The 26981-nt window shown below is 67.3% G+C and carries 23 protein-coding genes; 20 read left to right on the forward strand and 3 right to left on the reverse strand.

The window, feature by feature from the left end; genetic code table 11:
- The first annotated feature begins 32 nt into the window (after nt 1-32).
- The 7 genes from ABFG95_RS26375 to flhF all read left to right on the forward strand — a co-directional run bounded on the left by ABFG95_RS26375 (nt 33) and on the right by flhF (nt 10349).
- Entirely contained in the window at nt 33-1091 is a 1059-nt protein-coding gene (locus tag ABFG95_RS26375) for a chemotaxis response regulator protein-glutamate methylesterase (protein ID WP_049074396.1), read from the forward strand.
- A gap of 50 nt (nt 1092-1141) precedes the next feature.
- The gene (cheY, locus tag ABFG95_RS26380; RefSeq protein WP_006387517.1) at nt 1142-1531 is read left to right on the forward strand and encodes a chemotaxis response regulator CheY; all 390 of its coding nucleotides are present in this window, start codon (nt 1142-1144) and stop codon (nt 1529-1531) included.
- An 8-nt stretch (nt 1532-1539) separates the two neighbouring features.
- The gene (cheZ, locus tag ABFG95_RS26385; protein ID WP_049074394.1) at nt 1540-2172 is read left to right on the forward strand and encodes a protein phosphatase CheZ; all 633 of its coding nucleotides are present in this window, start codon (nt 1540-1542) and stop codon (nt 2170-2172) included.
- Nucleotides 2173-2377: 205 nt separating this feature from the next.
- Nucleotides 2378-3925 carry a methyl-accepting chemotaxis protein gene (locus ABFG95_RS26390; RefSeq protein WP_249292384.1) on the forward strand — a complete coding sequence of 516 codons (1548 nt, stop codon included), beginning with the start codon at nt 2378-2380 and terminating at the stop codon, nt 3923-3925.
- A gap of 197 nt (nt 3926-4122) precedes the next feature.
- Nucleotides 4123-5277 carry a flagellar biosynthesis protein FlhB gene (gene flhB / locus ABFG95_RS26395; protein WP_049074392.1) on the forward strand — a complete coding sequence of 385 codons (1155 nt, stop codon included), beginning with the start codon at nt 4123-4125 and terminating at the stop codon, nt 5275-5277.
- 3 nt (nt 5278-5280) lie between these two features.
- Nucleotides 5281-7401, forward strand: coding sequence for a flagellar biosynthesis protein FlhA (gene flhA / locus ABFG95_RS26400; protein ID WP_049074390.1), 2121 nt, complete (start codon nt 5281-5283; stop codon nt 7399-7401).
- The gene (flhF, locus tag ABFG95_RS26405; RefSeq protein WP_348995093.1) at nt 7398-10349 is read left to right on the forward strand and encodes a flagellar biosynthesis protein FlhF; all 2952 of its coding nucleotides are present in this window, start codon (nt 7398-7400) and stop codon (nt 10347-10349) included. Before flhA ends, flhF begins: the two co-directional genes overlap by 4 nt.
- Nucleotides 10350-10433: 84 nt before the next feature.
- Here the strand turns inward: flhF and ABFG95_RS26410 are convergent, their stop codons facing one another.
- From ABFG95_RS26410 to flgA, 3 genes are all read right to left on the reverse strand, one after another.
- A complete protein-coding gene (locus tag ABFG95_RS26410) occupies nt 10434-10910 on the reverse strand; it encodes a flagellar protein FlgN (RefSeq protein WP_049074387.1) in 477 nt (158 codons plus the stop codon).
- Nucleotides 10911-10961: 51 nt separating this feature from the next.
- Nucleotides 10962-11255 carry a flagellar biosynthesis anti-sigma factor FlgM gene (flgM, locus tag ABFG95_RS26415; protein ID WP_049074384.1) on the reverse strand — a complete coding sequence of 98 codons (294 nt, stop codon included), beginning with the start codon at nt 11253-11255 and terminating at the stop codon, nt 10962-10964.
- A gap of 127 nt (nt 11256-11382) precedes the next feature.
- Entirely contained in the window at nt 11383-12096 is a 714-nt protein-coding gene (gene flgA / locus ABFG95_RS26420; protein ID WP_049077896.1) for a flagellar basal body P-ring formation chaperone FlgA, read from the reverse strand.
- 168 nt (nt 12097-12264) lie between these two features.
- On the opposite strand from flgA, the gene flgB reads away from it, so the two are divergent.
- The 13 genes from flgB to ABFG95_RS26485 all read left to right on the forward strand — a co-directional run bounded on the left by flgB (nt 12265) and on the right by ABFG95_RS26485 (nt 26963).
- On the forward strand, nt 12265-12672 hold the full coding sequence (gene flgB / locus ABFG95_RS26425; RefSeq protein ID WP_049074382.1) for a flagellar basal body rod protein FlgB: 408 nt from the start codon (nt 12265-12267) through the stop codon (nt 12670-12672).
- A gap of 22 nt (nt 12673-12694) precedes the next feature.
- Nucleotides 12695-13114: a flagellar basal body rod protein FlgC gene (gene flgC / locus ABFG95_RS26430; RefSeq protein WP_348995094.1), complete on the forward strand. Its 420-nt coding sequence runs from the start codon at nt 12695-12697 to the stop codon at nt 13112-13114.
- A 57-nt stretch (nt 13115-13171) separates the two neighbouring features.
- Entirely contained in the window at nt 13172-13867 is a 696-nt protein-coding gene (locus tag ABFG95_RS26435) for a flagellar hook capping FlgD N-terminal domain-containing protein (protein WP_059270074.1), read from the forward strand.
- 71 nt (nt 13868-13938) lie between these two features.
- Nucleotides 13939-15408 carry a flagellar hook-basal body complex protein gene (locus ABFG95_RS26440; protein WP_068952937.1) on the forward strand — a complete coding sequence of 490 codons (1470 nt, stop codon included), beginning with the start codon at nt 13939-13941 and terminating at the stop codon, nt 15406-15408.
- A gap of 38 nt (nt 15409-15446) precedes the next feature.
- A complete protein-coding gene (locus tag ABFG95_RS26445) occupies nt 15447-16208 on the forward strand; it encodes a flagellar basal body rod protein FlgF (RefSeq protein ID WP_175147240.1) in 762 nt (253 codons plus the stop codon).
- Nucleotides 16209-16277: 69 nt separating this feature from the next.
- Entirely contained in the window at nt 16278-17063 is a 786-nt protein-coding gene (gene flgG, locus ABFG95_RS26450; protein ID WP_006394443.1) for a flagellar basal-body rod protein FlgG, read from the forward strand.
- Nucleotides 17063-17755, forward strand: a complete 693-nt coding sequence (locus ABFG95_RS26455) for a flagellar basal body L-ring protein FlgH (protein WP_049074373.1) — start codon at nt 17063-17065, stop codon at nt 17753-17755. The genes flgG and ABFG95_RS26455 overlap by 1 nt, the downstream gene beginning before the upstream one ends.
- Before the next feature lie 2 nt (nt 17756-17757).
- On the forward strand, nt 17758-18894 hold the full coding sequence (locus ABFG95_RS26460; protein WP_049074370.1) for a flagellar basal body P-ring protein FlgI: 1137 nt from the start codon (nt 17758-17760) through the stop codon (nt 18892-18894).
- 5 nt (nt 18895-18899) lie between these two features.
- A complete protein-coding gene (gene flgJ / locus ABFG95_RS26465) occupies nt 18900-19883 on the forward strand; it encodes a flagellar assembly peptidoglycan hydrolase FlgJ (protein WP_348995095.1) in 984 nt (327 codons plus the stop codon).
- A 73-nt stretch (nt 19884-19956) separates the two neighbouring features.
- Nucleotides 19957-21633, forward strand: a complete 1677-nt coding sequence (flgK, locus tag ABFG95_RS26470) for a flagellar hook-associated protein FlgK (RefSeq protein WP_049074365.1) — start codon at nt 19957-19959, stop codon at nt 21631-21633.
- Nucleotides 21634-21682: 49 nt separating this feature from the next.
- On the forward strand, nt 21683-22942 hold the full coding sequence (gene flgL, locus ABFG95_RS26475) for a flagellar hook-associated protein FlgL (RefSeq protein WP_049074363.1): 1260 nt from the start codon (nt 21683-21685) through the stop codon (nt 22940-22942).
- A 137-nt stretch (nt 22943-23079) separates the two neighbouring features.
- Complete coding sequence (locus ABFG95_RS26480) at nt 23080-24975, forward strand: methyl-accepting chemotaxis protein (protein WP_059270079.1); 1896 nt, start codon at nt 23080-23082, stop codon at nt 24973-24975.
- A 107-nt stretch (nt 24976-25082) separates the two neighbouring features.
- Nucleotides 25083-26963 carry a methyl-accepting chemotaxis protein gene (locus ABFG95_RS26485; protein WP_336729108.1) on the forward strand — a complete coding sequence of 627 codons (1881 nt, stop codon included), beginning with the start codon at nt 25083-25085 and terminating at the stop codon, nt 26961-26963.
- The last annotated feature ends 18 nt before the right edge of the window (nt 26964-26981 follow it).

A 26981-nucleotide genomic window follows, 5' to 3' on the forward strand; every position in this document is an offset into this window, starting at 1 on the left:
GCACGCTCCTGGCCAGACTGAGGCGGTAAACAATGCAGAAAATCAGAGTTCTATGTGTGGATGATTCCGCGCTCGTGCGCGGACTGATGACCGAGATCATCAACAGCCAGCCGGATATGGAAGTGGTTGCGACCGCGCCCGATCCGTTGGTGGCGCGCGAGCTGATCAAAAAGCACAATCCGGATGTGCTGACGCTGGACGTGGAAATGCCCCGCATGGACGGGCTGGATTTCCTTGAGAAGCTGATGCGCCTGCGGCCGATGCCGGTGGTGATGGTGTCGTCGCTGACCGAACGCGGCGGCGAAATCACGCTGCGAGCGCTCGAACTGGGCGCCATCGACTTTGTCACCAAGCCCAAGCTGGGCATCCGCGACGGGTTGCTGGAATACACCGAGATCATTGCCGACAAGATCCGCGCGGCTTCGCGCGCCAAACTGCGCACGCCCAGCCCGCACGCCCCGGCCGCCGCGCCGGCGCCGATGCTGCGCCGGCCGCTGGCCAGCTCGGAAAAGCTGGTCATCGTGGGCGCCTCCACCGGTGGCACCGAGGCCATCCGCGAAGTGTTGCAGCCGCTGCCGCCGGATAGCCCGGCGATCCTGATCACGCAGCACATGCCGGCCGGTTTCACGCGCTCGTTCGCGCAGCGCCTGGACGCCCTGTGCGCGGTGACGGTGCGCGAGGCCGTGCACGGCGAGCGCGTGCTGCCGGGCCACGTGTACCTGGCGCCAGGCGGCGAGATGCACATGCGCCTGGGTCGCAGCGGCGCCAACTACGTGATCGAGCTGGAGGCCAGCGAACCGGTCAATCGCCACCGCCCGTCGGTGGATGTGTTGTTCAATTCCGCCGCCGTGGCGGCGGGCAAGAACGCCATCGGCGTCATCCTGACCGGGATGGGCAAGGACGGGGCGGCCGGCATGCTGGCCATGCACCGCGCCGGCGCCCATACCATTGCGCAGGATGAAGCCAGTTGCGTGGTCTTCGGCATGCCCCGGGAGGCCATCGCAATCGGTGCGGCTGACGAAGTGGTGCCGCTGTCGGCAATGAGTGAGCGCATTCTGACTCGCCTGGGCGACCGGGGACACCGCGTTTGACGCGGTTGTGATCCCGATCGATCTCAAGCAAATTTCTTCTGGAGTAAAAGATGGTAGACAAGGGCATCAAGATTCTGGTGGTGGATGACTTCCCCACCATGCGGCGGATCATCCGCAACCTGCTCAAAGAGCTGGGTTTCGAAAACGTGGATGAGGCCGAAGACGGCGCGATCGGGCTGGAGAAGCTGCGCAACGGCGGCTTCCAGTTCGTCGTGTCCGACTGGAACATGCCCAACCTGGACGGCCTGGAAATGCTCAAGCAGATCCGCGCCGACGCCAGCCTGGCCTCGCTGCCGGTGCTGATGGTGACGGCCGAGGCCAAGAAGGAAAACATCGTCGCGGCGGCCCAGGCCGGCGCCAACGGTTACGTGGTCAAGCCTTTCACCGCGGCGACGCTGGAAGAGAAGCTGGTCAAGATCTTCGAGAAAATTGGCGGCTGAGGTGTGCAATGAGCACGACGCAGAATGTTGACTCGACGGAATCGCCCGACCTGATTCACCGTATCGCCTCGCTCACCCGCATGCTGCGCGACAGCATGCGCGAACTGGGCCTGGACCAGGCGATCAAGGACGCGGCCAACGCCATCCCCGATGCCCGCGACCGCCTGCGCTACGTGGCGCAGATGACCGAACAGGCCGCCAACCGCGTGCTGAACGCGACCGAGGCGGCCGGCCCGATCCAGGACGGCATGTCGCGCTCGGCCCAGGCGCTGGATAGCCGCTGGCAGCAATGGTACGACCAGCCGCTGGAACTGCCCGAGGCCCGTGAACTGGTCAAGGACACCCGCGCCTTCCTGCAGGACGTGCCCAAGCAGACGCAGCAGACCCAGTCCAAGCTGATGGAAATCATCATGGCGCAGGACTTCCAGGATCTCACCGGCCAGGTCATCATGCGCATGATGGACGTGGTCGGCGCGATCGAGCGCGAGCTGCTGCAGGTGCTGCTGGACAACGTGCCGCAAGAGCGTCGCGACGAAGCCAACAGCCTGCTCAACGGCCCGCAGGTCAGCCCGCAGGGCAAGGCCGACGTGGTCACCAGCCAGGACCAGGTCGACGACCTGCTGGCCAGCCTGGGCTTCTGAGCCCGCCGGGCGGCGGGCCGCGCGGGCCCGCCTGCCGCCATGCCCGCTGGCCGGGCATGGTCGTATTCCCTAAGGGTGCGAACGCGCGCCCTTGGGTAGACTGCAACACAACAAGAATCGGGGCCGCAGCAGGAGACAGGGCGCATCGCGCCCAGGCAACGGATGCCCACAGAAGGCGATCCGGGCCGCACAAGGAGGTGCCATCTTGGCCAGATCCGTATTCCGATTCGGGGGCATCTGGGGTTTGTTGCGCCGGCTCAACCGTGGCCGCGCCACGCTGTCCGAACGCCCGATTTCCCTCAGTCCGGCCGCCTGGCCGCTGTACCGCTTCCTGGCCGGCGTCCGTAGCCGCATCGCCACGGTGCGGCAATCCAGCATCGAGATCGCGCTGAACGCAGCCCGCACCCAGTTCCAGGCCGGCCGCTGCGCGCTGCTGGCCCAGGAGCAGGCGCGCGCGGCCGAGGCGCTGGCGGCCAGCGGCGCCCAGATCGCGGCGCTGTCGGCGTCCACCTCCACCCATGCGCGCGAGATCGCCCAGGTCTCCGGGCAGAACCTGCGGGCGGCCGAGCAGGCGCTGGCCGAGCTGTCCGAGGTCAAGGAGCGGGTCGACCGCATGACGCGCGAGATGGCGGCGTTCACCGACGTGGTGGCGCAGCTGACAGGCCGGGCGCGATCGGTCGGCGATATCAGCAAGCTCATCAAGGACATCGCCCTGCAGACCCAGTTGCTGGCGCTGAACGCCGGGGTGGAGGCGGCTCGCGCCGGCGACGCCGGGCGCGGTTTCGCGGTGGTGGCCAGCGAGGTGGGCCGGCTGGCCGAGCGGGTCAATGCCGCCACCAGCGACATCGGCCGCCATACCGGCGAGATGCTGGAGCTGGTCGATACCACCCAGCGCCAGACCGGCACCCTGCGCGAGGACGTGGACGCGTCCGGCGCGGTGCTGGACAAGACGCGCCAGGATTTCCAGCACTTCGTGCGCGACTTCGACAGCATGAACCGCCAGGTGGGCGAGGTGGTGCAGGCGATCGGCGAGGTCGACGCCACCAACCATGGCATGAGCCAGGACGTCAGCCGCATCGCCGCGCTGAGCGCCGACGTGCGCGAGCGGGTGGCCAGCATGTCCGGCGAGATCGACCGCATCCGGCGCCAGACCGAAAGCGTGCAGGAGGTGCTGTCGGACATGCGCACCGGCAATACCGCCTTCGACCGCCTGTCCGAGACGCTGGACGCTTTCCGGCTGGCGGCGATCCGGCTGCTCGACCATGCCCGCGAGCGCGGCCTGGACGTGTTCGACCGCCATTACCAGCGGATCGCGGGCAGCGAGCCGCCGCGCTACCACACCGGCTATGACCGCGGCATCGACGAGGCGCTGACCCGCCTGCTGGACCGCGTGCTGGAGGCCGTGCCGGGCGGCAGCTATGCGCTGCTGGTGGACGCGCGCGGGTATGCCCCGGCGCACAACAGCCGCTATTCGCATCCGCCCAGCGGCGACCCGGCCCAGGACATCGCCCGGGTGCGGCACAAGCGCATCTTCGACGACCCGGTCGGGGCGCGGTTGGCCGCCAACACCGAATCCCTGCTGTTTCAGACTTATTCCCGTGATACCGGCGAGATCGTCAACGACATCTCCGTGCCCCTGTTCCTGGACGGCGAGCACTGGGGCGCGGTGCGGATCGGGCTCGATTACGTGCGCTTCCAGGCCACCCTGGAGGCCGGCGGATCGGCCCGGCCGGTGGTGGCGGCGGCTGGCTGAATCGGACCGATCCAGCGGACGGGAGGGGCAGGGCGCCCGGCCGGCGGCCCGCCCCGGCCGGCCCGGTTCGGGCGCATCCGGGAATAGCGCCGCTTTCCCCCCGTTTCTTGGCTTATCGCCAAAGGCCCAGGCCTCCTAGAATCTCGGCGGGCAGCTCGTAATCCGAAAATCCGCGAGCCGCAACGACACCGCAGAGCATGGCCGAAGAAAGCGACCTCGAGAAAACCGAAGCCGCCTCTCCCAGGCGCCTGGAAAAGGCGCGCGAGGAGGGGCAGATTGCGCGTTCCCGGGAACTGGGCACGTTCATGATGCTGGCCGTCGGTGTCGGGGCGATCTGGGCCGGCGGCGGCACGATTTACAAGGGACTGAGCGGCGTGCTGCGCAACGGTCTGGCGTTCGACCAGCGCGTGGTGGCGGACCCGGGCGTGATGGTCGAGCAGGCTGTCAACGGCTTCGGCCAGGCCCTGATGGTGATCCTGCCGATCTTTGGCCTGCTGGCGGTGATCGCGGTGCTGTCCAGCGTGCTGCTGGGAGGCATCGTCATCTCGGGCAAGCCGCTGTCGCCGAATTTCTCCAAGCTGAGCCTGTTCGCCGGGCTCAAGCGCATGTTTTCCGCCCAGACGGTGGTCGAGCTGATCAAGGCGCTGGCCAAGGCGATGCTGGTGGGCGGCGTGGCGGTGTGGATCATCTGGCGCTACCACGACGACATGCTCGGCCTGATGCATGTGGCGCCGGCGGCCGCCTTGACCAAGGCGCTGAGCCTGGTGGCGATGTGCTGCGCCTTCATTGTCGCCTCGCTGCTGGTGATCGTGATGCTGGACGTGCCGTGGCAGATCTGGAGCCACCTGAAGAAGCTGCGCATGTCCAAGGAAGACGTGCGCCAGGAACACAAGGAAAGCGAAGGCGACCCGCACACCAAGGCGCGCATCCGCCAGCAGCAGCGCCAGGCCGCCCGCCGCCGCATGATGTCCGAGGTGCCCAAGGCCGACGTGGTCGTGACCAACCCGACCCACTACGCCGTGGCGCTGAAATACGAGGAAGACAAGAACGGCGCCCCGCGGGTGCTGGCCAAGGGCACCGGGCTGGTGGCCGCCAAGATCCGCGAACTGGCCGCCGAACATCGCATTCCCACATTGGAAGCGCCGCCGCTGGCGCGCGCCCTGTATCAACACGTCGAGCTGGGGCATGAAATCCCGGCCGAGCTATACACCGCGGTCGCGGAAGTGCTGGCGTGGGTATTCCAGTTGCGCTCGTGGCGCTCGGGATGGGGGGCCGAACCAACGGCGCCGACGTCCCTGGCCGTGCCGGCCGCGCTGGACCCGCAGGCAAAAACCGCAGCACAAGGAGCTTAAGGAATGAGCGCTCTGCTCACCATGTTGAAAAGCAACGGAGCCACGCACGCGCGGCTCCTGGCCGGTCCCATCCTGATCGTGATGGTGCTGGGCATGATGGTGCTGCCGCTGCCCACCTTCCTGCTGGACCTGCTGTTCACCTTCAATATCGCGCTGTCGGTGATGATCCTGCTGGTGGCCATGTTCACCCGCAAGCCGCTGGATTTCGCCGCCTTCCCGGCCGTGCTGCTGTTCGCCACGCTGCTGCGCCTGTCGCTGAACGTCGCTTCGACCCGGGTGGTGCTGCTGCACGGCCACACCGGCCCGGACGCCGCGGGCAAGGTGATCGAGGCCTTCGGCCACTTCCTGGTGGGCGGCAACTTCGCCGTCGGCATCATCGTCTTCATCATCCTGACCATCATCAACTTCATCGTCATCACCAAGGGCGCGGGGCGGATCGCCGAAGTCGGCGCGCGCTTCACCCTGGACGCGATGCCAGGCAAGCAGATGGCCATCGACGCCGACCTGAACGCCGGCCTGATCGGCGAGGACGAGGCGCGCAAGCGCCGCGCCGAGGTGTCGCAGGAATCCGACTTCTTCGGCTCGATGGACGGCGCCAGCAAGTTCGTGCGCGGCGACGCCATCGCCGGCCTGCTGATCATGGCGATCAACATCATCGGCGGCCTGATCGTGGGCGTGGCCCAGCACGACATGTCGATGAGCGACTCGGCCCGCGTCTACACGCTGCTGACCATCGGCGACGGGCTGGTGGCGCAGATCCCGGCGCTGGTGATCTCGACCGCCGCCGGCGTGGTGGTGTCGCGCGTGTCGACCGACCAGGACATCGGCCAGCAGATCATCAGCCAGCTGTTCTCCAATCCCAGCGTGATGTTCCTGACGGCCGGCATCATCGGCATTATGGGCCTGATCCCCAACATGCCGCATATCGCCTTCCTGACCCTGGCCGGCGCGCTGGCCTGGGGCGGCTGGGCCATGCACAAGCGGCGCAAGGCCGCCGAGGTGGCCGCGGCCGAGGCGCCGCAACAGGCGGTGACGCAGGCCCAGGCCGCCGCGGCCGAAGCCAGCTGGGACGACGTATCGATGGTGGACCAGCTCGGCCTGGAGGTCGGCTACCGCCTGATCCCGCTGGTCGACCATGCCCAGAACGGCGAGCTGCTGCACCGCATCCGCAGCCTGCGCAAGAAATTCGCCCAGGACGTCGGCTTCCTGCCGCCGGTGGTGCACATCCGCGACAACCTGGAGCTCAAGCCCAACGACTACCGCATCCTGCTGTCAGGCGTCGAGATCGGCCACGGCGTTGCCATGCCGGGCCAATGGCTGGCGATCGACCCGGGCGGCGTGACCATGCAGATCCAGGGCACGCCCACCACCGATCCGGCCTTCGGCCTGCCGGCGCTATGGATCGACGGCAGCCTGCGCGATCAGGCCCAGGTGGTCGGCTACACGGTGGTGGACGCTGGCACCGTGGTCGCCACTCACCTGAACCACCTGATGCATCGCCACGGCTCCAATCTGCTGGGCCGCCAGGAAGTGCAGCAACTGCTGGATCGCATCGGCCGCGACGCGCCCAAGCTGGTCGAGGACCTGGTGCCCAAGACGCTGTCGCTCACCGCGCTGCAGAAGGTGTTGCAGGGCCTGTTGGCCGAGGAAGTGCCGATTCGCGACATGCGCACCATCATCGACACGCTGTCCGAGCATGGGCCGCGCCTGGCCGCGCTGGCGGCCGGCACGGGCGGCCAGCCCGATATCAACGAACTGATCGCGCTGACGCGCCGCGCGCTGGGCCGCGCCATTACCCAGCAATGGTTCCCGGGCGAAGGCGAGCTGCGCGTGATCGGGCTCGACGTCAAGCTCGAGCGCGTGCTGTCGCAGGCGCTCACCACCAGCGGTGGCCTGGAGCCGGGCCTGGCGGATACACTGCTGCGCGAAACCCAGGCAGCGGTCGAGCGCCAGGAGTCGCAGGGCAACGCGCCGGTGCTGCTGGTGTCGCCGGTGTTGCGCGCGCCGCTGTCGCGCTTCCTGCGCCACCATCTGCCGCAGCTGGGCGTGTTGTCGAATACGGAAATTCCGGATGAGCGCATGGTCCGCGTGACCGCGCTCATCGGCGGAGGTAATGGTCAATGAAAATAAGCCGCTTCTTTGGCGCCAACAGCCGCGAGGTCATGCGCCAGGTGCGCCAGGTGCTCGGGCCCGATGCGCTGATCGTGTCGAACCGCAGCGTGGATGGCGGCATCGAGGTGCTGGCCACGGTCGATGGCGCGTTTGACGACGCGCCGCAGCAGGCGCAGGAGTATGCGCCGCGGGCCTATGCCGACGGCCATGCGCCCGCGGGCCGCGCGCCCATGACGCCGCAGCCCCCGGCGCCCGCCGCGCCGGCGCCATATGGACATGCTGCGCCCGCCGGCGTGGGCCAGCCGCCGGCCTACGGTGCGGCGGCCGCGGCAACGCAGCCTCCTTACGGCGCGCCGTCCCATGGCGCGCCGCCGATGCCGGCCGCGCCGCAGGCCCCCTATGGCGCGCCGACGCCGCCGTCCGGCTATGTGCCGGCCCCGCAGCCCGCTCATGGCGTGCCCGCGCCGCAACCGGCTTTCGGGGCGGCCACGCCGCAGCCGCCGTTTGGCGCACCCGCCGCCGCGCCGGCGGTCCAGCTGCCGCCGCCGGCGCAGCCGGGCTATGCGGTGCCGTCGCGTTCCATTGCCGCCTATCAGTCCGCCTATGCCGCGCCGGCGGTGCCGGAACACGAAGTGATGGCCGAGCCTGCCGCCCGCCAGGCGCCGCCCGCGGCCGCCCCGGCGCCGATGATGGCGCCCGCGCCCGTCGCCGCGCCGGTACGCATGGAGATGCCGGCCTTGCCGCCGGCGCGCGAACTGCCGCCGGCCGCGCCGGCCATGGCCCGCATGCCGGATGCGCCGTTGCGCAACGGTCCGGTGGTACCGCCGGCCGCGCTGCCTGGCGACGCCGCGGCGGGGCTGCAGGATGCGATCAGTGCCCTGCGCGGCGCGCTCGAGAGCCGCATGGACGGCCTGCTGTGGGGCGGGCGCCAGGGGCCCGGCCGCGAGCCGGCAGGCGCCGCGCTGTTCCGCAGCCTGCTGGATGCGGGCTTCAGCACCAAGCTGGTGCGAACGCTGGTCGAGCGCATGCCGCAGGGCATGAACGCCGAGGCCGCGCTGGCATGGGCCCGCAATGAACTGGTCACGCACCTGCCGGTGCTGGGCTCGGAAGACGAATTCCTGGGCGGCGGCGTGTACGCGCTGGTCGGCCCGACCGGGGTCGGCAAGACCACCACGCTGGCCAAGCTGGCGGCGCGCTGCGTCGCGCGCGAGGGCCGCGAGCAGGTGGCCATGCTGACCACCGACAATTTCCGGATCGGCGCGCTTGAACAGCTGCAGATCTACGGCCGCCTGATGGGCGTGCCGGCGCACTCGGTGCGCGATGCCGGGGAGTTGCGTCGCATCCTGGCCGAGCTGGGCAACCGCAAGATCGTGCTGATTGACACCACCGGCATCAGCCAGCGCGACCGCCAGGTGGCCGAGCAGGCCGCCATGCTTTGCAACGCAGGCAAGCCCGTGCGCCGTTTGCTGGTGCTCAACGCCGCCAGCCAGGGCGACACGCTGGACGAGGTCGCCCACGCCTACCGCAACGGCGTAGGCGAAGATGTCGCCGGCTGCATCATCACCAAGCTCGACGAAGCTTCGCGCCTGGGTGCGGCGCTGGACACGGCGATCCGCCACCGGCTGCCGATCCACTATTCTTCGATCGGACAGAAGGTGCCCGAGCACCTGGAGCTGGCGCGCGCCGACGCGCTGATCGACCGCGCGTTCGCCATGGTCGAGCGCGCCCGCGCCCTGTATGCCCCCAGCGAAGCCGACATGGCCTCGCTATGGTCGACGCCACGCGAATCCGACAGCGTCGATCCCGCCCGCCGGCGCCAGTTGTTGGCCTCGGCGATCCTGCGCCCGCAAGGCGGCGCCGGCTCGATCGAGGCGGCGCAGCACCTGGACGATACCCTGGGCTGGCTCGATAGCGATGCCGCCTGCGTCCAGGCGCGGGCGTCGTGGCGCGAGTACGTCAGCGACGGCGCCGGCTCAAGTCTGTCCGCGCTGGGCGAAGCGCCGCTGGCCATGGTCCGGCGCGAATTTTCCACGGCCTGCGGCCGCCACTTGCTGGCGATGCACGGCAAGACCAGCATGAAGGGCGAAGGCCTGCCGGCCGGCACGCTGCTCAGCGCCGTGCTGATGAGCGACCGTGGCGCGGCGCTGGCGGCGCCGGCGCAGCAACTGGTGCTGCCGCACGGCATGCTGTCGTCGTTCGCCCCGGCCGCCGCCGCCCAGCCGGATACCGCGCAGGCGCTGGCGGAGCGGGTGCGCTGGCTGGGCGAACAGTTGGCCCGCCTGCCGCTGGTGCATATGCTGGAGGCCGGCACGTCGGCCCTGTGGCAGAGCCTGGGCGAGCAGGGCGCATCCTGGGTGGCGCGCAGCCCGGGCGGCATGCGCGTGATCCAGGACGATTGCCCGACCAACCTCAACGCGGTCGGCAAGAGCGTCGGCTATCTGCCGGTGGGCCAGCCGGGCGACATGCCCGGCCTGCGCGCCGTGCCGGGCACCCGGCCGGCGCCGTTGGCGCTGTGGGCCTCGGGCACCGAGATCGGTTTGCCGGGCCGGGGCGAGGACGCCCGGTTCCGGCTGGTCTGCGCCCGCCTGATCGACACCGCCAGCGGCGAGGTCGCCGGCCAGCTGTTCGGCCTGACCAACCTGGCGGCCAGCCAGGCGGATGCCGCCACGGTGGCGCGCTGGCTGGTGTTGCAGGAAGAGGCGCGCGCGGGCTTTCGCTATATGGCCAATGCCTGGCAGGCGCTGCCCGCCGTCGATGGTTCGCATACGCTGGCGCGGCAGTCGCTCATGGCCGGCCAGCTGGCCTCGGCCTGCTGGCAGCTGGCGCACGCCTCGGCGGCCGATGGCGTGCGCGCGACGCTGGCTGGCGTCGTCAGCCCCGAGCGCAAGCTGTCCGGGCGCCTGTTGCCGGTGGCGCTGCTCAAGATGTTCGCCATGCTGGAGATGGCCGGCGGCGTCTAGCAAGGCGGCCATCCGGCCGGTATCGGCCAAGACAAACAGCCCGCTTCATGCGGGCTGTTTGTCTTTGAAGATGAAGGTCGCGGGCTAGCCGGCGACGATGGGCTTGCGGCCCGGCGCGCTGCGGGCGCCACGGCCTTGTGCGTCGTAGGTGGAGGTGCCGCCCAGCCCGCCGATCTGGCGCAGGGCGTCCAGCGACTGTTGGGTATAGCGCAGGTGCACGTCGATCAGGGCGCCGTTGCGCATATTGATCTCGTTGGCGGAGGCCGATTTGGCCAGCAGTGCCTGCCAGACGCCGGACAGCTGCGGGTGCAACACGGCGGCCTGTTCGGTGCCGGCATGGCCGGCGGGCAGGCCGATCTCGGCCAGCAGGCCGTCACGGGTATTGCTCAGGTCCACCAGCTGCCGGGCGACGCTGCCTTTGCGTTCGGTGATGTCATGCAGCGCGTCGACGTTGCCCGGCCCGACCAGCACCTTGGTTTCTTCCTCGAGGATGGAAGAGAATTCGGCGATCAGGGAATCTTCCTGTTTCAGGCAGGCTTGCAGGGACTCGACGGGGCTCATGGTCATGCTCGGGCAGGCGGACGGGTCGGGTGACGTACGGAAAACGGCGGTTTACTTCAGCAGGTCGCGGGCGCTGGCGATCAGGCCGTCGGCGATGCGGCTGGTATCGATCTTGAGCTGACCCGAGGCGATGGCGGCGCGAATGGCGGCGACACGCTCGACGTTGATGTCGTTCGAGCCGTCCTGCAGCGCGAGCATCTTGCGCGAGGCCGAGCTCAGCGCGACTTGCGAGCTGCTGGCGCCGCTGCTGCTGCCGGCGCCATAGGCCTGGGCGACCGCGGAGTCGGCGCGGGGGCTGAGGGCGTCGGGCGAGATGGGCCGGTTGGTGGTCGAATTGATTTTCAAGGTTTTCTCCGCAAGGCGTCCTGGGTCGGTTTGCGACGGGTCCGCCTACTTATGCCTCTGTAACGACAGGGCCGGAAGGAACTTTAGGGTAGGCGGCCGAATGCCGCAACGCGATATGTAACATTGCCTAAAGTTGTATTTCGACCAGGCCGGCATTGCGCACCACGCCGCTGACGACCTGGCCGCTGGCGGTGCGCACCTGCACGGTGGCGCCGGGCGCGGCGTTGTCCAGGGCCTGGCCCTCGCTGCTGACCACGAAACCATTGCCGCGCGCATTGATGCGCACATTCGAGCCTCGCACCACCGATTGGGCGTTACGCAGGGCCGCCCCCTTGACCGGCTGGCCGGCGTTGATGCGGTAGGCGGCCGTCATGCCGATCACGGTCTCGGGGCGGGTGATGACGCCGGGCGGCAGGGCCACCAGGTCGCCGTCGCGCGGCGCCAGGTCGGCCGGGGTGAGAGCCTGGCCGGCGGCGATCATGCGGGACGCGACGTAGTAGTGGCCCGGGACGCTGACGGTGGCCTGCACATAGGTGGTCCAGGCCTTGGGCGCATTGCAGCGTACGCCGACCGTCATGCGCGAACGCAGCTTCATGCCCGACGGCATAAATGGGGACATGGCATCGCAGGGGGCCAGCCGCTCGACCCTGGGCGGATCGATCGCCACCGAGGGTTGGCCGGGCAGGGCGGCCAGTTGTTCCAGCAGATAGGTCTGCGCGGCGATGACGATCGCCTCGGGCGCCTGGACCGGGGCGTCCTGGGCCCGGGCCGCGATGGCGGGGGCCAGGAGCAGGGCGGCCAGACAGGCGGCGCGCGCGCGGACGTTTGCGGGAAATTTCATGATGTCTGAATTGTAGAAGCCCGCGTTGCTTGGCAATACGTGAATTGGATGAGAAATGATGGGTTATTTGGTTGATTGTGTTGTGCCGCCGACCCCTATGATGCCGTCATCCAATGGGATAGCGGTGTGTCCGCCGTCCCGGGTTTCATCCGTATTGAAGGCGATCCGATGTTAGACCGGCTTAATGAAGATTTCCGCTTCTTCCAGCAGTCCCTGTCGTTGCGCGCGCAGCGCCAGGAAGTGCTGTCCTCCAACATCGCCAACGCCGACACGCCCAACTACAAGGCGCGCGATTTCGATTTCAAGGCGGCGATGCAGAACGCGATGGAAGGCTCCAAGCGCCTGCCAGATACCTCGCTGACCCTGACCTCGGCGCGCCACATCCCGGCCAAGGCCGTGTCCGAAGGCCCGACGCAGATGCTGTACCGCCTGCCATACCAGCCCAGCCTGGACGGCAACACGGTCGACATGGACATCGAGCGCGTGCAGTTCGCCGACAACACCTTGCACTACCAGAGCACGATGCAGCTGCTGACGGGCCGTATCCGCAGCATGATGGCCGCCATCCAGGATTGATTTTCATAGGGAACCGCAGGCAATGTCCTTGTTGAGCATTTTCGATATCGCCGGTTCGGCGTTGAGCGCGCAGTCGCAGCGCATGAACGTGGCGGCCAGCAACATGGCCAACGCCGACAGCGTGGTCGGCCCCGATGGCCAGCCCTACCGGGCTCGCCAGGTGGTGTTCCAGGTCAACCCGCCGGCCGGCCAGGTCCAGGGCCACGAGATCGGCGGCGTGCGCGTGGCCGGCGTGGTGGTGGACCAGTCCCCCCTCAAGCAGGTCTACGACCCCAAGCATCCGCTGGCCGACGCGCAGGGCTATGTCAGCATGCCCAACGTCGATCCCATCGCCGAGACCGTCAACATGATCGCGGCGTCGCGTTCGTACCAGGCCAACGTCGAGGTGCTGAACACCGCCAAGAGCCTGATGCAGAAGACCCTCACCATCGGCCAATCCTGATCCTCCTGATTCCGCGCGCCGCGCCGCCCGCGCGGAAGTTTTTGAAGAAGTGAACCCATGACCACCGTTGATCAATCCACAAGCAAGACCGGCCTGGGCCTGGCGCAAGTCGGCGCCAACGGCTCGAGCACCGCGCAGGGCCTGCAGGACCAGTTCCTGAAGCTGCTGGTGACGCAGCTCAAGAACCAGGATCCGCTGAACCCGATGCAGAACGCCGAGCTGACCTCGCAGCTGGCGCAGATTTCCACGGTGGAAGGCATCACGAACCTGAAGAACACCATGCTGGCCATCAGCGGCCAGATCGACGTGTCGCAGTCGATGAACGCGGTGGCGATGATCGGCAAGGGCGTGCTGGTTCCTGGCGCGAGCGTCAAGGTCGGCGTGAACGCCGAGAATCCCGCCGAGCGCGTGGTCACGCCCTACGGCCTGGATCTGCAGAAGGATGCGGTCAAGGTGCAGGTGCGCATTTCCGACAGCAACGGCGCGGTCGTGCGCACGATCGAACTGGGCGAGCAGAAGGCCGGCGTGTACACGCTGGACTGGGACGGCAAGAACGACGCCGGCGTGGCGCTGGACGCGGGCGCGTACACAGTGTCGGTCCTGGCCACGGATGGCGACGACAAGAAGGTGGCCGCCGAAGTGCTGAAGTACGGCAAGGTCAAGAGCGTGGCCTACTCCACCAACGGCCTGCGCCTGGATATGGGCCTGGATGGCCAGACCAGCATGCTGGATGTGCGCAAGGTTATCGGCTGAAGCGGGCCGGTTTGATGATCTGCCGACGCCACGGCGGCGGTTTCCAAATTTAGAGATTAGCGAGAGAAAACATGGGCTTCGGACAAGGATTGAGCGGCTTGAACGCCGCGGCGCAGAACCTGGACGTCATCGGCAACAACATCGCCAACTCGGGCACCGTCGGCTTCAAGTCGTCGACCGCCTCGTTCGCTGACGTCTACGCCAGCTCGCGCGTCGGCCTGGGCACCAAGGTGGCGGGCATCACCCAGCGCTTCACGGTGGGCACGGTCACCGGCGGCGGCGGCGAATACGATATCGCCATCGATGGCGCCAAGGGCATGTTCCGCGTCACCGACCAGAGCGGCGCGGTCATGTACAGCCGCAATGGCGAGTTCCTGGTCGACAAGAACAACTTCATCGTCAACGCGCAAGGCTACCGCCTGACGGGCTATCCCGCCGGCGGCATCGGCGCCAATCCGGTCGAACTGCAACTGCCCACCGCCAACGTCGCGCCCAAGGCCACCACCACGGCCACCACCGTCGCCAACCTGGACGCCAACGCCAAGGTCATTTACCAGGTCGACACGGTGACCTCGCCGGCGGTGCCCGGCTCCGTGACCCTCGGCGGCGTTGCCTATACCTTCACCAAGGCCGCTGGCGGCGCGATCACCTGGGCCCCGGGCAATCCGCCGGCCGGCACCTACGGCACCGCGCCCGACACCGTGACCATCGACGGCACGGGTCAGGTCACCGCGGGCAACCTCAACGTGATTCCCGGTTTCGTCGACTTCACCGCCGCGGTGACCGAAGTCGGCAAGCCGTTCGATCCCAAGGTCACCACCAGCTACACCAACGCCTCGCCCATGACGGTGTACGACTCGCTGGGCAACTCGCACCAGGTGATGCAGTACTTCGTCAAGCGCGCCGCCGACGCCGCTGGCAACAGCGTCTACGACGTCTACTACACCATCGACGGCCAGGCCATGGCGCCGACCACCGAAGCGGGCGGCGTGTGGGGCAACCCGACGCAGTTCACGTTCAACAAGGCCGGCGCGATGACCAGCGCCACCACGGTCAACCTGTCGTTCGCCACGCCGGGCGGCAACACCACTCCGGCCGATCCCCTGGCCATCGCCGTCAACTACACCGGCACCACGCAGTACGGCAGCGCCTATGCGCTCAAGAGCCAGCCAGACGGCTACACCTCGGGCGAGTTCAGCGGCATCAATATCAGCGCCGACGGCAACCTGGTGGCCCAATACACCAACGGCGAAACCTCGATCGTCGGCACCATCGTGCTGGCCGATTTCGCCAACCTGCAGGGCCTGCAGCCGGTGGGCAACAACGCCTGGAAGGAAACCTCCTCGTCGGGCCAGCCGATCCTCGGTCAGCCGGGCAGCAACGGCTTGTCCAGGGTGGTCGGCCAGGCGACCGAAGCCTCGAACGTCGACATGAGCAAGGAGCTGGTCAACATGATCATCGCCCAGCGCACGTACCAGGCCAACTCGCAGACCATCAAGACCCAGGACGAGATCATGCAAGTCCTGATGAACCTGAAGTAATGGTTGGCGGGCACGCGACGACACCGACGGAATAGGCAATGGATCGAATCATCTACACCGCCATGAATGGCGCGGCGCGGATCACTGAGCACCAGGCCGCGCTCTCGAACAACATGGCGAACGTGAACACGCCGGGCTTTCGCGAGCAGATCGCGCTGTACCGGTCGGTTCCGGTGACCGACGGCGTGAGCCTGCCGACGCGTGTCTCGACGGTGGCGTCGACGCCCCGCAACAACTTCGAGATGGGCAACATGCAGACCACCGGCCGCGACCTGGACGTGGCCCTGGCCAGTTCCAACGGCTGGATCGCGGTGCAGACCCCGCAGGGCGAGGCCTACACCCGCGCCGGCAGCCTGCAGGTGGGCGTGAACGGCCTGCTGCAGACCTCGCTGGGCCAGCCGGTGATGTCCGACCAGAACGGCATCATCGACGTGCCCGACCAGGCCGCGCTGACCATCACCTCGGACGGCACCATCACCGCCATCGGCGCCGGCGATGCGCCCAACAACATCCTCAACCTGGGTCGCATCAAGCTGGTCAACCCGCCGGAGGCGCAGCTGGTGCACGGCGACGACGGCGTCTTCCGCCTGGCGCCGGTCAACGGCCAGCCCGCGCCGCCGGTGCCGGCGGATCCCAGCCTGCGGGTGCTGTCGGGCGTGCTGGAAGGCAGCAATACCAATCCCATGGCGGCGATGGTGGGCATGATCGAAAACGCCCGCCGCTTCGAACAGCAGATGCAGGTGGTGCAGCAGGCGGACCGCAACGCCGAACGCGCCAACGGCATTCTCTCGGTTTCCTGATCCGGTCAGCCGATCCGAACCAAATAATTTTCGCGCGCGGCCGGGCCGCCGCACCAGGAGTACTTCATCATGATGCGTTCGCTGTGGATTGCCAAGACGGGCCTGGAAGGTCAACAGACCTCGATGGACGTGATTTCCAATAACTTGGCCAACGTCTCGACCAACGGTTTCAAGCGCGGCCGCGCCGTGTTCCAGGACCTGATGTACCAGACGCTGCGCCAGCCCGGCGCCCAGGTCGGCGACGCCACGCAGCTGCCGTCGGGCCTGCAGCTCGGCACCGGCGCCCGCGTGGCCGCCACCGAGCGCATCCACACCACCGGCGGCCTGAACAACACCGGCGGCGAACTGGACGTGGCGATCAACGGCCGCGGCTTCCTGCAGGTCGAGCTGCCCGACGGCACCCAGGCCTACACCCGCGACGGCGCGCTGCAGCGCGACCAGAACGGCCAGCTGACCACGGTCAGCGGCTACGTGATCCAGCCGCCCATGAACGTGCCCGACAACGCCCTGTCGATCTCCATCGGCAAGGACGGCATCGTTTCGGTGACGCAGCCCGGCGCGGCCGGCGTCAATGTGCAGATCGGCCAGTTGCAGGTCGCCACCTTCATCAACCCCACCGGCCTGCAGAGCGTGGGCGAGAACCTGTACCTGGAAACCGACGCCTCGGGCCCGGCCAACCTGCTGCAGCCGGGCGTGGACGGCGCCGGCACGTTCATGCAGAACTACGTCGAAACCTCCAACGTGAACGTGGCCGAGGAACTGGTCAACATGATCACGACCCAGCGCGCCTACGAAATGAACAGCAAAGCCGTCAAGACCTCGGACGAAATGCTGGCCCGCCTGACCCAACTGTGATGCCTATGTCGTCTGTCCTGCGTCTGGTTTCGAGCGCGGCCCTGGCGTTGCTGGTGGCCGGTTGCGCCATGATTCCGCCCGAACCCATCGTGACCGGGCCGACGACGGCGGCCCCGCCGCCGCCGCCGATGCCGGCGGCGCAGCCCACCGGTTCGATCTACCAGCCCACGACTTACGGCAACTACCCGCTGTTCGAGGATCGTCGGCCGCGCAACGTCGGCGATATCGTCACCATCGTCCTGAACGAAAAGACGAACGCCTCCAAGAATGTCGCCACCAACACCAACCGCAGCGGCAACGCCAGCCTGGGCATCGCCGCCGCGCCGTCCTTCATGGACAGCTGGGCCAATGCCAACCTGAACACGGACGCCAAGGGTGGCAACGTGGCGCAGGGCAAGGGCGACAGCACCGCCAACAACGCCTTCACCGGCACCATCACCACCACGGTGGTGGGGGTGATGTCCAACGGCAACCTGCAGGTGGCCGGCGAGAAACAGATCGCCATCAACCGCGGCAGCGAATACGTGCGCTTCTCCGGCGTGGTCGACCCGCGTTCCATCACCGGGACGAACACCGTGTCGTCGACCCAGGTGGCCGATGCCCGCATCGAATACCGCAGCAAGGGCGTCATGGACGAAGTCCAGACCATGGGCTGGCTGCAACGCTTCTTCCTGATCGCTTCGCCGTTCTGACCATGAAACAACCCACTCCGATTTCCGCCTTGCTGTCCCTGCTGGCGCGCGTCTGTGTCGCGGCCGGGCTGCTGGCCGGCGCCTCGGCGGCGCACGCCGAGCGGCTCAAGGACCTGGCATCCATCCAGGGGGTGCGCGGCAACCAGCTGATCGGCTACGGCCTGGTGGTGGGCCTGGACGGCAGCGGCGACCAGGTGCGCCAGACGCCTTTCACGCAGCAGAGCCTGACCAACATGCTGTCGCAGCTGGGCATCACCGTGCCGGCCGGCAGCAACATGCAGCTCAAGAACGTGGCGGCGGTCATGGTGACGACGACGCTGCCGGCCTTCGCGCGGCCCGGCCAGACGCTGGACGTGGTGGTGTCCTCCATGGGCAACGCCAAGAGCCTGCGCGGCGGCACGCTGCTGATGACGCCGCTCAAGGGCGCCGACAGCCAGGTTTACGCGATCGCCCAGGGCAACATCCTGGTCGGCGGCGCGGGCGCCTCGGCGGGCGGTTCCAGCGTGCAGATCAACCAGCTCAACGGCGGCCGCATCAGCGGCGGCGCCATCGTCGAACGCGGCGTGCCCACCACCTTCGCGCGCGACGGCTACATCTATCTGGAAATGAACAACACCGACTTCGGCACCGCCCAGAACGTGGTGGCGGCGCTGAACCGCAAGTTCGGGCAGGGCACCGCGACCGCGCTGGACGGCCGCGTGGTGCAGGTGCGCAGTCCGATGGAGCAGTCGGCGCAGGCGCGCTTCCTGTCGCAGGTCGAGGACCTGCAGGTGACGCGCGCGCCCACCGTGGCCAAGGTCATCATCAACGCCCGCACCGGCTCGGTGGTCATGAACCGCACGGTCATGATCGAAGAGGCCGCCGTGGCGCACGGCAACCTGTCGGTCATCATCAATCGCCAGAACCAGGTATCGCAGCCGGATACGCCCTTCACGGAAGGGCAGACGGTGGTGGTGCCCAATACCCAGATCGAAGTGCGCCAGGACAACGGCTCGCTGCAGCGTGTGACCACCAGCGCCAACCTGGCCGACGTGGTCAAGGGCCTGAACGCCCTGGGCGCGACGCCCCAGGACCTGCTGGCGATCCTGCAGGCCATGAAGAGCGCCGGCGCCCTGCGCGCCGAACTTGAGATCATCTGACCGCGATGGCCTACACCAATCCCTCCGCGCGCCTGGGCAGCCGCCAGGATTCCGTCTTCGACATGGGGCGCCTGTCGGACCTGAAGCGCGACGTCACCAAGGACCCGGCCAACCCCGGCACCGAGCAGCAGAAACAGGTGGCCAAGCAGTTCGAGGCCCTGTTCCTGCAGATGATGCTCAAGCGCATGCGCGAAGCCACGCCCAAGGAAGGCCTGTTCGACTCGCAGCAGACCCAGATGCTGCAATCCATGGCCGACGAGCAATTGGCGCTGCACCTGGCCACGCCCGGCATCGGCCTGTCGCAATCGATCCTGGCGCAGATGCAGCAGGGTAAGCCGGGCGACCTGCCGGCCGAAGCCGTGCAGCGCCTGGGGCAGGGCACCGACCTGGATTTCCAGACGGGGGGCTCGCGCCAGGTATCGGCGCTGATGGACGTGATGCGCAACAATCGCGCGAGCGACCGCGCCCTGGCCGCGGCCGAAGGCGCGCCCGAGCACGTCATCAACTTCGTGTCGAAGATGTCGCGCGCGGCCACGCTGGCCTCGCAGCAGAGCGGCGTGCCGGCCCGGCTGATCATGGGCCAGGCGGCCCTGGAGTCCGGCTGGGGCCAGCGCGAGATCAAGCACGAGGACGGCCGCACCAGCTACAACCTGTTCGGCATCAAGGCGGGACCGGGCTGGAAGGGCAAGGTCGTGAATGTGCTGACCACCGAATACGAAGACGGCGTCGCAAAAAAGGTGACGCAGCCCTTCCGGGCCTATTCGTCGTACGAGGAATCGTTCGCCGATTATGCCCGCCTGATCGGCAACAGCCCGCGCTACGAAAGCGTGACCCAGGCGCGCAACGAAATCGAGGCGGCCCGCCGCATCCAGAGCGCCGGCTACGCCACCGATCCGCAATATGCGCAAAAACTGATCGGCGTCATGAGCCAGCTGCGAGGGGCGGCCGCCAAGGTGGATATTTCACGCCAGATGTTGGAAGGACTCTAAATTTGGACTACCCGCTGCCGTTAATCGGGTATCCAGAAATATCAGTCGCGGTTACATACGGGGCACTGTCAGCATGAATCTGTACAAATTGGCGTTGGGCGGGTTGAACGCGTCCCAGGCGGGATTGGCCACCACCGGCCACAACATCAACAACGCCACCACGGTGGGTTACAACCGCCAGCGCGTCATGATCTCGACCGCGGGCGCCCAGGCCACCAGCAACGGCTTCATCGGCCGCGGCGTGCAGGTCGACACCGTGGTGCGCAGCTACGACAGCTTCCTGTACAAGCAGCTGGTCGGCGCCCAGGGTAGCAGCGCCCAGTTGCAGACCCAGTTCGACCAGGTATCGCAGATCAACAACCTGTTCGCCGACCGCACCGTGGGCATCGCCCCGGGCCTGACCAATTTCTTCACCAGCATGAACACCGTGGCCAGCAAGCCGGCGGATCCCGCCGCGCGCCAGGACCTGCTGGGCAAGGCCAACAGCCTGACCACCCAGATCCGCTCGGCCTACCAGGAAATGCAGAACCAGCGCCTGGGCCTGAACACGCAGATCTCCACCACCGTCGAGCAGGTCAACAGCTACCTGACCCGCATCAATGACCTGAACAGCCAGATCTCCATCGCCCGCGGCAAGGGCGCCGGCAATCCGCCCAACGACCTGCTGGACCAGCGCGACCAGGCCGTTTCCGAACTGAATCAGCTGATCGGCATCACTACCTACGAGCAGGGCGACAAGCTCAACATCTCGCTGGCCTCCGGCGGCCAGGCGCTGCTGTCCGGCGATACCGTCTACCCGTTGCAGGCCGTGGCGTCCGCCAAGGATGTCAGCCGCACCGTCATCGCGTACACCCTGCCGGCCGGTTCCGGCGGCAAGACCGTGGCGGTCGAACTGAACGACGCCGAAGTCAGCGGCGGCAAGCTGGGCGGCCTGCTGCAGTTCCGCGCCAGCTCGCTGGACTTCATGCAGGCGCAGTTGGGCCAGATGGCCGTCGGCCTGGCCATGACGTTCAACGAGCAGCACCGCCAGGGCCTGGACTCCGCCGGCAACCCCGGCACCGATTTCTTCAGCATCGGCAGCCCGCAGGGCGTGCCGAACGCCAACAACAAGAGCGGCGCCCAGCTCAGCGGTACGTTCACGAACGTGAACAACATCAACGCCAAGGACTACGAAATCAGTTTCGACGGCGCCAATTACCGCGTGACGCGCCTGCCGGAAGGCACCCAGGTGTACAACGGCCCGGCCACCGGCACGCCGCCCACCGCCACGCTGGACCTGACCGATGAAATGGGCGTGTCGCTGACGATCGACTCGCCGCCGCAGGCCGGCGACAAGTGGTCGCTGTCGCCCACGCGCGACGCCGCGCGCGACATCAACGTGCTGATCACCGACCCGGAAAAGGTTGCCGCGGCGGATGCCGCCGGCGGCGACGCCAACGGCAAGAACGCGTTGGCGCTGGCGCAACTGCAGACCCGCAAGGTGCTGGGCCACGGCACCATGAGCATCACCGAGATGTTCGGCCAGGTGGTCAACACCGTCGGCGTGCAGACCGCACAGATCAGTTCGGCTAATACGGCCCAGAAGAATCTGCTGGCCCAGAAGACCGCGGCCCAGCAATCGGTGTCGGGCGTGAACCTGAACGAAGAATACGTGAGCCTGTCGCTCTACCAGGAGCAGTACCAGGCCAGCGCCCGCATCATCGACGTCGCCAGCACGCTGTTCGATACGCTGCTGGGCCTGCGCGGCTGATTCGGATCGTTGACATCGTGACCTATCAAGACCTATTTGGAGCTTCCCCATGCGCCTGAGCACCTCGATGATGTATTCGAACGGCCTGAAGGGCGTTCTTTCTCAGGAATCCGACATGAACCGCCTGGTGGAACAGGTGGGCAGCGGCAAGAAGTTCCTGACGCCGGCGGATGATCCGCTGTCCGCCTCGTTGTCGATCAACGTCGCGCAGACGCAGAGCATGAACGCTACGTACCAGCTCAATCGCAATACCGCCAAGACCAACCTGGGCCAGGAAAACAACGTCCTGGATTCCATCACCACGGCGCTGGCCGACGTGCGTACCCGCGTGGTGCAGGCCGGTAACGGCACTTTCGCCGACAGCGACCGCCAGGCCTTGTCGACCGCGCTGAAGAACGCCCGGGACGCGCTGCTGGGCCTGGCGAACAGCACCGACGGCAACGGCCAATACCTGTTCTCCGGCTACCAGGGCGGCGTTGTGCCCTATGCCCAGGACACCAACGGCAAGATCGTCTATAGCGGCGCCACCGGCGAGCGCACGGTGCAGGTCGATCAGTCGCGCCAGATGTCCTCCAGCGACATCGGCAGCGACATCTTCAACCGCGCCAACCCGGGGTCGCAGGCCTATGTCAGCACCGCCGCCGCCGCCAACACCGGCACGGCCCAGTTCAGCACGGTCTCGGTGACGCCGGGCAGCCCCAACATCGGCAAGAACTTCAAGCTGCAATTCGAATCCGACCCGGCCACGGGCAACATGGGGTATCGCGTCATCACGACGGACCCTAATGCCAACCCGCCGGTGCCGCCGGTCATCAACCCGGCTCCGCCGGCCGCGCCCACCGTCTACACGCCCGATGCCGCGATCGATTTCGGCGGGGTGTCGGTGGTCGTCAAGGGCACGCCGCAGAACGGTGACGTGATCGACGTCGAAAGCGTGCAGTCCGCCAACGTCGACATTTTCAATACGCTGGACAGCCTCATCAAGACGCTCGACTCGCCGATCGCCGGCGATCCGGTGGCGTTGGCCAAGCTGAACAACGAGTTGGCGACGGCCAACAAGAAGTTGTCGACCAACTACGACAACGTGCAGACGGTCGCCGCCTCGGTGGGCGCCCGCATGAACGAACTGGAAGCCCTGGACGCCACCGGCACCCAGAAGGGTCTGGGTTATTCCAAGTCGTTGTCGGATCTCGAAGACCTGGACTACTACTCGGGCGCCAGCCAGTTGGCGTTGCGACAGGTGGCCCTGCAGGCCGCGTCGGCGGCGTTCATGACGATTCAAGGATCCAGTCTTTTCAGCCGCAAGTAATGCGGTGAGTCCATAGACCGCGCCCAGGACGGACGCGGCATGTTGCGCCCTTACGGACGCTTCCGGTGGCAAGCCGGAGCGTCCGTGTGTGCGTACAGGGTAGGAATTTTGTCGTTTCAATAACGCTCGGATATTTCATGCTTGTCAATTTGAAAGTTCGCACCTGCATCATCCTGGTGCTATTGCTCTTCACGGGTGCCATGTTCGTGTCGAACGGCGTGGCTTGGATGGGACTGAATTCCAGTAACACGAAACTCGATCAGATCAACGCCGCCTATACCGACCAGGGAGTTCCCCTCAACCGCGCCTACACCATATTCCTGCGCGCGCGCCTGTTGCTTTCCACATCGCTGATGGATATGCAGCAGGGCAAGACCGAGCAGGCGACCGAACAGGCCAAGCGCTCCGAAGCCTTGATGCAAGAAGCCTTCAAGATGATGGAGGAAATCCGCAAGGCGCCCAAGCTGGAGGGAACCGAGGCACTGGGCCAGGCAGTGGATGCCGCGCTCAAGGAATACGATTCGGTTATCAAGGGGCAGGCCAAGGCGCTCGCCAACATGGCGATCCAGGACTACCTCAACCTCAATGACGCCGCCACGAACGTCAACACCAAGTTCCGCGGGGCGGTCGACGATTACCTGACCTTCATCGACAAGCGTACGGATGAGCTGGCGGCGCAGGCCCAGGTCGATCACAACATTTCGCGCAGCGTCACGATCGCGCTGCTGGTGATTGCGGCGGTGCTCGCGATTGGCTGTTGGATCTTCATCAACCGTACAGTCCTGCGTCCCCTGCACGAGGCGGGCGATCATTTCGAGAAAATCGCGAGCGGCGACTTCACCGGACGTATCGAGGTGCGCAGCACCAATGAAATCGGCCAGATGTTCTCCGCCGTCAAGCGCATGCAGGAAAGCCTGACGCGCACGGTGGCCACGGTGCGCCGTGGCGTGGACGAGATCAACGTGGGCGCGCGCGAAATCTCGGCGGGCAACACCGACCTGTCCAGCCGCACCGAGCAGCAGGCGGCCTCTCTGGAAGAGACCGCCGCGTCGATGGAAGAACTGGCTTCGACGGTCAAGCAGAACGCCGATAACGCGCGCCAGGCCAACCAGCTGGCGGCCAGCGCCTCGGACGTGGCCGAGCGCGGCGGTTCGGCGGTGGCTGAAGTGGTCAACACGATGCAGGGCATTTCGGCCAGCTCGCGCAAGATCTCTGAAATCGTGTCGGTGATCGACGGCATCGCGTTCCAGACCAACATTCTGGCGCTGAACGCGGCGGTGGAAGCGGCCCGTGCCGGCGAGCAGGGCAAGGGCTTCGCGGTGGTGGCGGGCGAAGTGCGCTCGCTGGCGCAGCGCAGCGCGCAGGCGGCCAAGGAGATCAAGGGCCTGATCGAGGATTCGGTGACCAAGGTGGGCGCCGGTTCGCAGCAGGTGGAACGCGCGGGCGCGACGATGCAGGAGATCGTGGCGTCGGTCAAGCGCGTGACGGACATCATGGGCGAGATTTCGGCGGCCTCGGAAGAGCAGTCCAGCGGCATCGACCAGGTCAATCGCGCGGTTTCGCAGATGGACGAGGTGACGCAGCAGAACGCGGCGCTGGTGGAAGAGGCGGCGGCCGCGGCCGGTTCGCTGCAGGAGCAGGCGCAGCGCCTGGCCGAAGCCGTGGCGGTGTTCAAGATCAATGCCGGCGACGTGATCGAAGTGCCGGCGCGCCAGCTGGCCCAGCAGCCCCACGCGCCGCGGGTCGCCGCGCCGCACGCCGAGCCGTCGGCGCCCGCCGCCAAGCCGATGCATCCGGCCAGGTCCGAAGCGCCCGCCGAATCGACGCCGGCGGCCGACAAGCCCGCCGCGGCGCCGCGCCTGACGCAGCCAGCCCGTGCCCGGCCCACTGCCAACAGCGGCGCCACCGCGGCCCGGCCGTTGCGTCGTCCGGTCGTCAAGACCAGCGACGCCACCGATGCCAAGCCGATCAAGCCCGCGCCGGCCGCCACCCGCCGCGCCCCGCCCGCGGATGATGACTGGGAGTCCTTCTGACAACGCACGCACGGACGCATTGAACAGGTAGTCGCAGTAACAAACACCCCCCTTTTACGTTGGGGCGGCAATGGTGCCGCCCTGACGGTTACTGGAAATATCGGAAAATGTTAAGCAATCTGAAGGTGCGCACGGGTTTGATGCTTGCCCAATTGGCAGTCGCCGTGGCCGCGCTGGTTGCAATTGCCTTGGGTTGGAACAGCATGCGCTCCAACGCCGAAGCGATCAACGCTTTGGATAGCCTGAGTGTCCAGCAGAGCAATCTGGTCAAGGACTCGTACGTGCAGATGCTGCGCGCCACCATCCGCGCCGATATCGCCGCCGCGCAACGCGCGGCGGGCGACAAGGCGGGCGCGGCCGAGAACACCCGCATCGTGCAGCAACTGCTGGCCGAAGCCAAGACGAAACTCGAAAGCTTCAAGGCGATTCCGAAGAACACCGAGATCGGCCGCGCCGCGGAAGGCCAGTTGCTGGCTTCCTTCAACGGCTTTGCCGAGGGCCTGCAGGCGATGCTGGGCGCGTTGGACCGGGGGGACAACGCCGAATACCTGAACCTGAAGAACACCAAGACCGCCGCGGCCAGCGGCGCGTTTTCCAAGCAGTTGACCGAGTTTGCCAGCACCATTACGAGCTACAGCGAAGCCCAGGTGGCCGAATCGCGCTCGCAGGGCGCGATCATGACCTACGTCTACCTGGCGCTGGTGCTGGTGATCCTGGCCGTGTCGCTGGGCGCATTCCTGTTCATGAACCGGGTGGTGCTGCGGCCGCTGCGCGTGGTCGGCGAGAGCTTCGACCGCATCGCGGGCGGCGACCTGACCACGCGCGTCGAGGTGCATTCGAGCAACGAGATCGGGGCCTTGATGGCCGCGGTCAAGCGCATGCAGGAAAGCCTGGCGCGCACGGTGGCCACGGTGCGCCGCGGCGTGGACGAGATCAACGTGGGCGCGCGCGAGATCTCGGCGGGCAACACGGATCTGTCCAGCCGCACGGAAGAACAGGCGGCTTCGCTGGAAGAGACCGCCGCGTCGATGGAAGAACTGGCTTCGACGGTCAAGCAGAACGCCGACAACGCGCGCCAGGCCAACCAGCTGGCGGCCAGCGCCTCGGACGTGGCCGAGCGCGGCGGTTCGGCGGTGGCCGAAGTGGTCAACACGATGCAGGGCATTTCGGCCAGCTCGCGCAAGATCTCTGAAATCGTGTCGGTGATCGACGGCATCGCGTTCCAGACCAACATTCTGGCGCTGAACGCGGCGGTGGAAGCGGCGCGCGCGGGCGAGCAGGGCAAGGGCTTCGCGGTGGTGGCGGGCGAAGTGCGCTCGCTGGCGCAGCGCAGCGCGCAGGCGGCCAAGGAGATCAAGGGCCTGATCGAGGATTCGGTGACCAAGGTGGGCGCCGGTTCGCAGCAGGTGGAACGCGCGGGCGCGACGATGCAGGAGATCGTGGCGTCGGTCAAGCGCGTGACGGACATCATGGGCGAGATCTCGGCGGCCTCGGAAGAGCAGTCCAGCGGCATCGATCAGGTCAATCGCGCGGTCTCGCAGATGGACGAAGTGACGCAGCAGAACGCGGCGCTGGTGGAAGAGGCGGCGGCCGCGGCCGGCTCGCTGCAGGAGCAGGCGCAGCGCCTGGCCGAAGCCGTGGCGGTATTCAAGATCAATGCCGGCGACGTGATCGAAGTGCCGGCGCGCCAGCTGGCCCAGCAACGTAGTGCGCCACGGGTCAGCGCACCGCAGGTCGAGGAGCCGGCGGCGGCGCAGGAAAAGGCCGTGGCGTCCGCCGCGCCGGCGCCACGCCAGGCAGCGCCTGCCGCGCGCTTGACGCATGCCACGCGTGCCAAGCCGGCGGCGGCAGCGGCCGAGGCCGCCAGCGCGGCACGTCCGCCGAGGCGTCCGCCGCCGCGCGCAACCGCGGCGACGAGCGACGCCAAGCCGCCAGCCGCGGCTACCCGTCGCCAGGCGCCTGCGGACGATGATTGGGAATCTTTTTGACGCCGGTCGAGACCGGTA

The sequence above is a fragment of the Achromobacter sp. HNDS-1 genome, from assembly GCF_040084795.1.
GTDB classification, from domain to species: Bacteria; Pseudomonadota; Gammaproteobacteria; order Burkholderiales; family Burkholderiaceae_B; genus Achromobacter; species Achromobacter ruhlandii.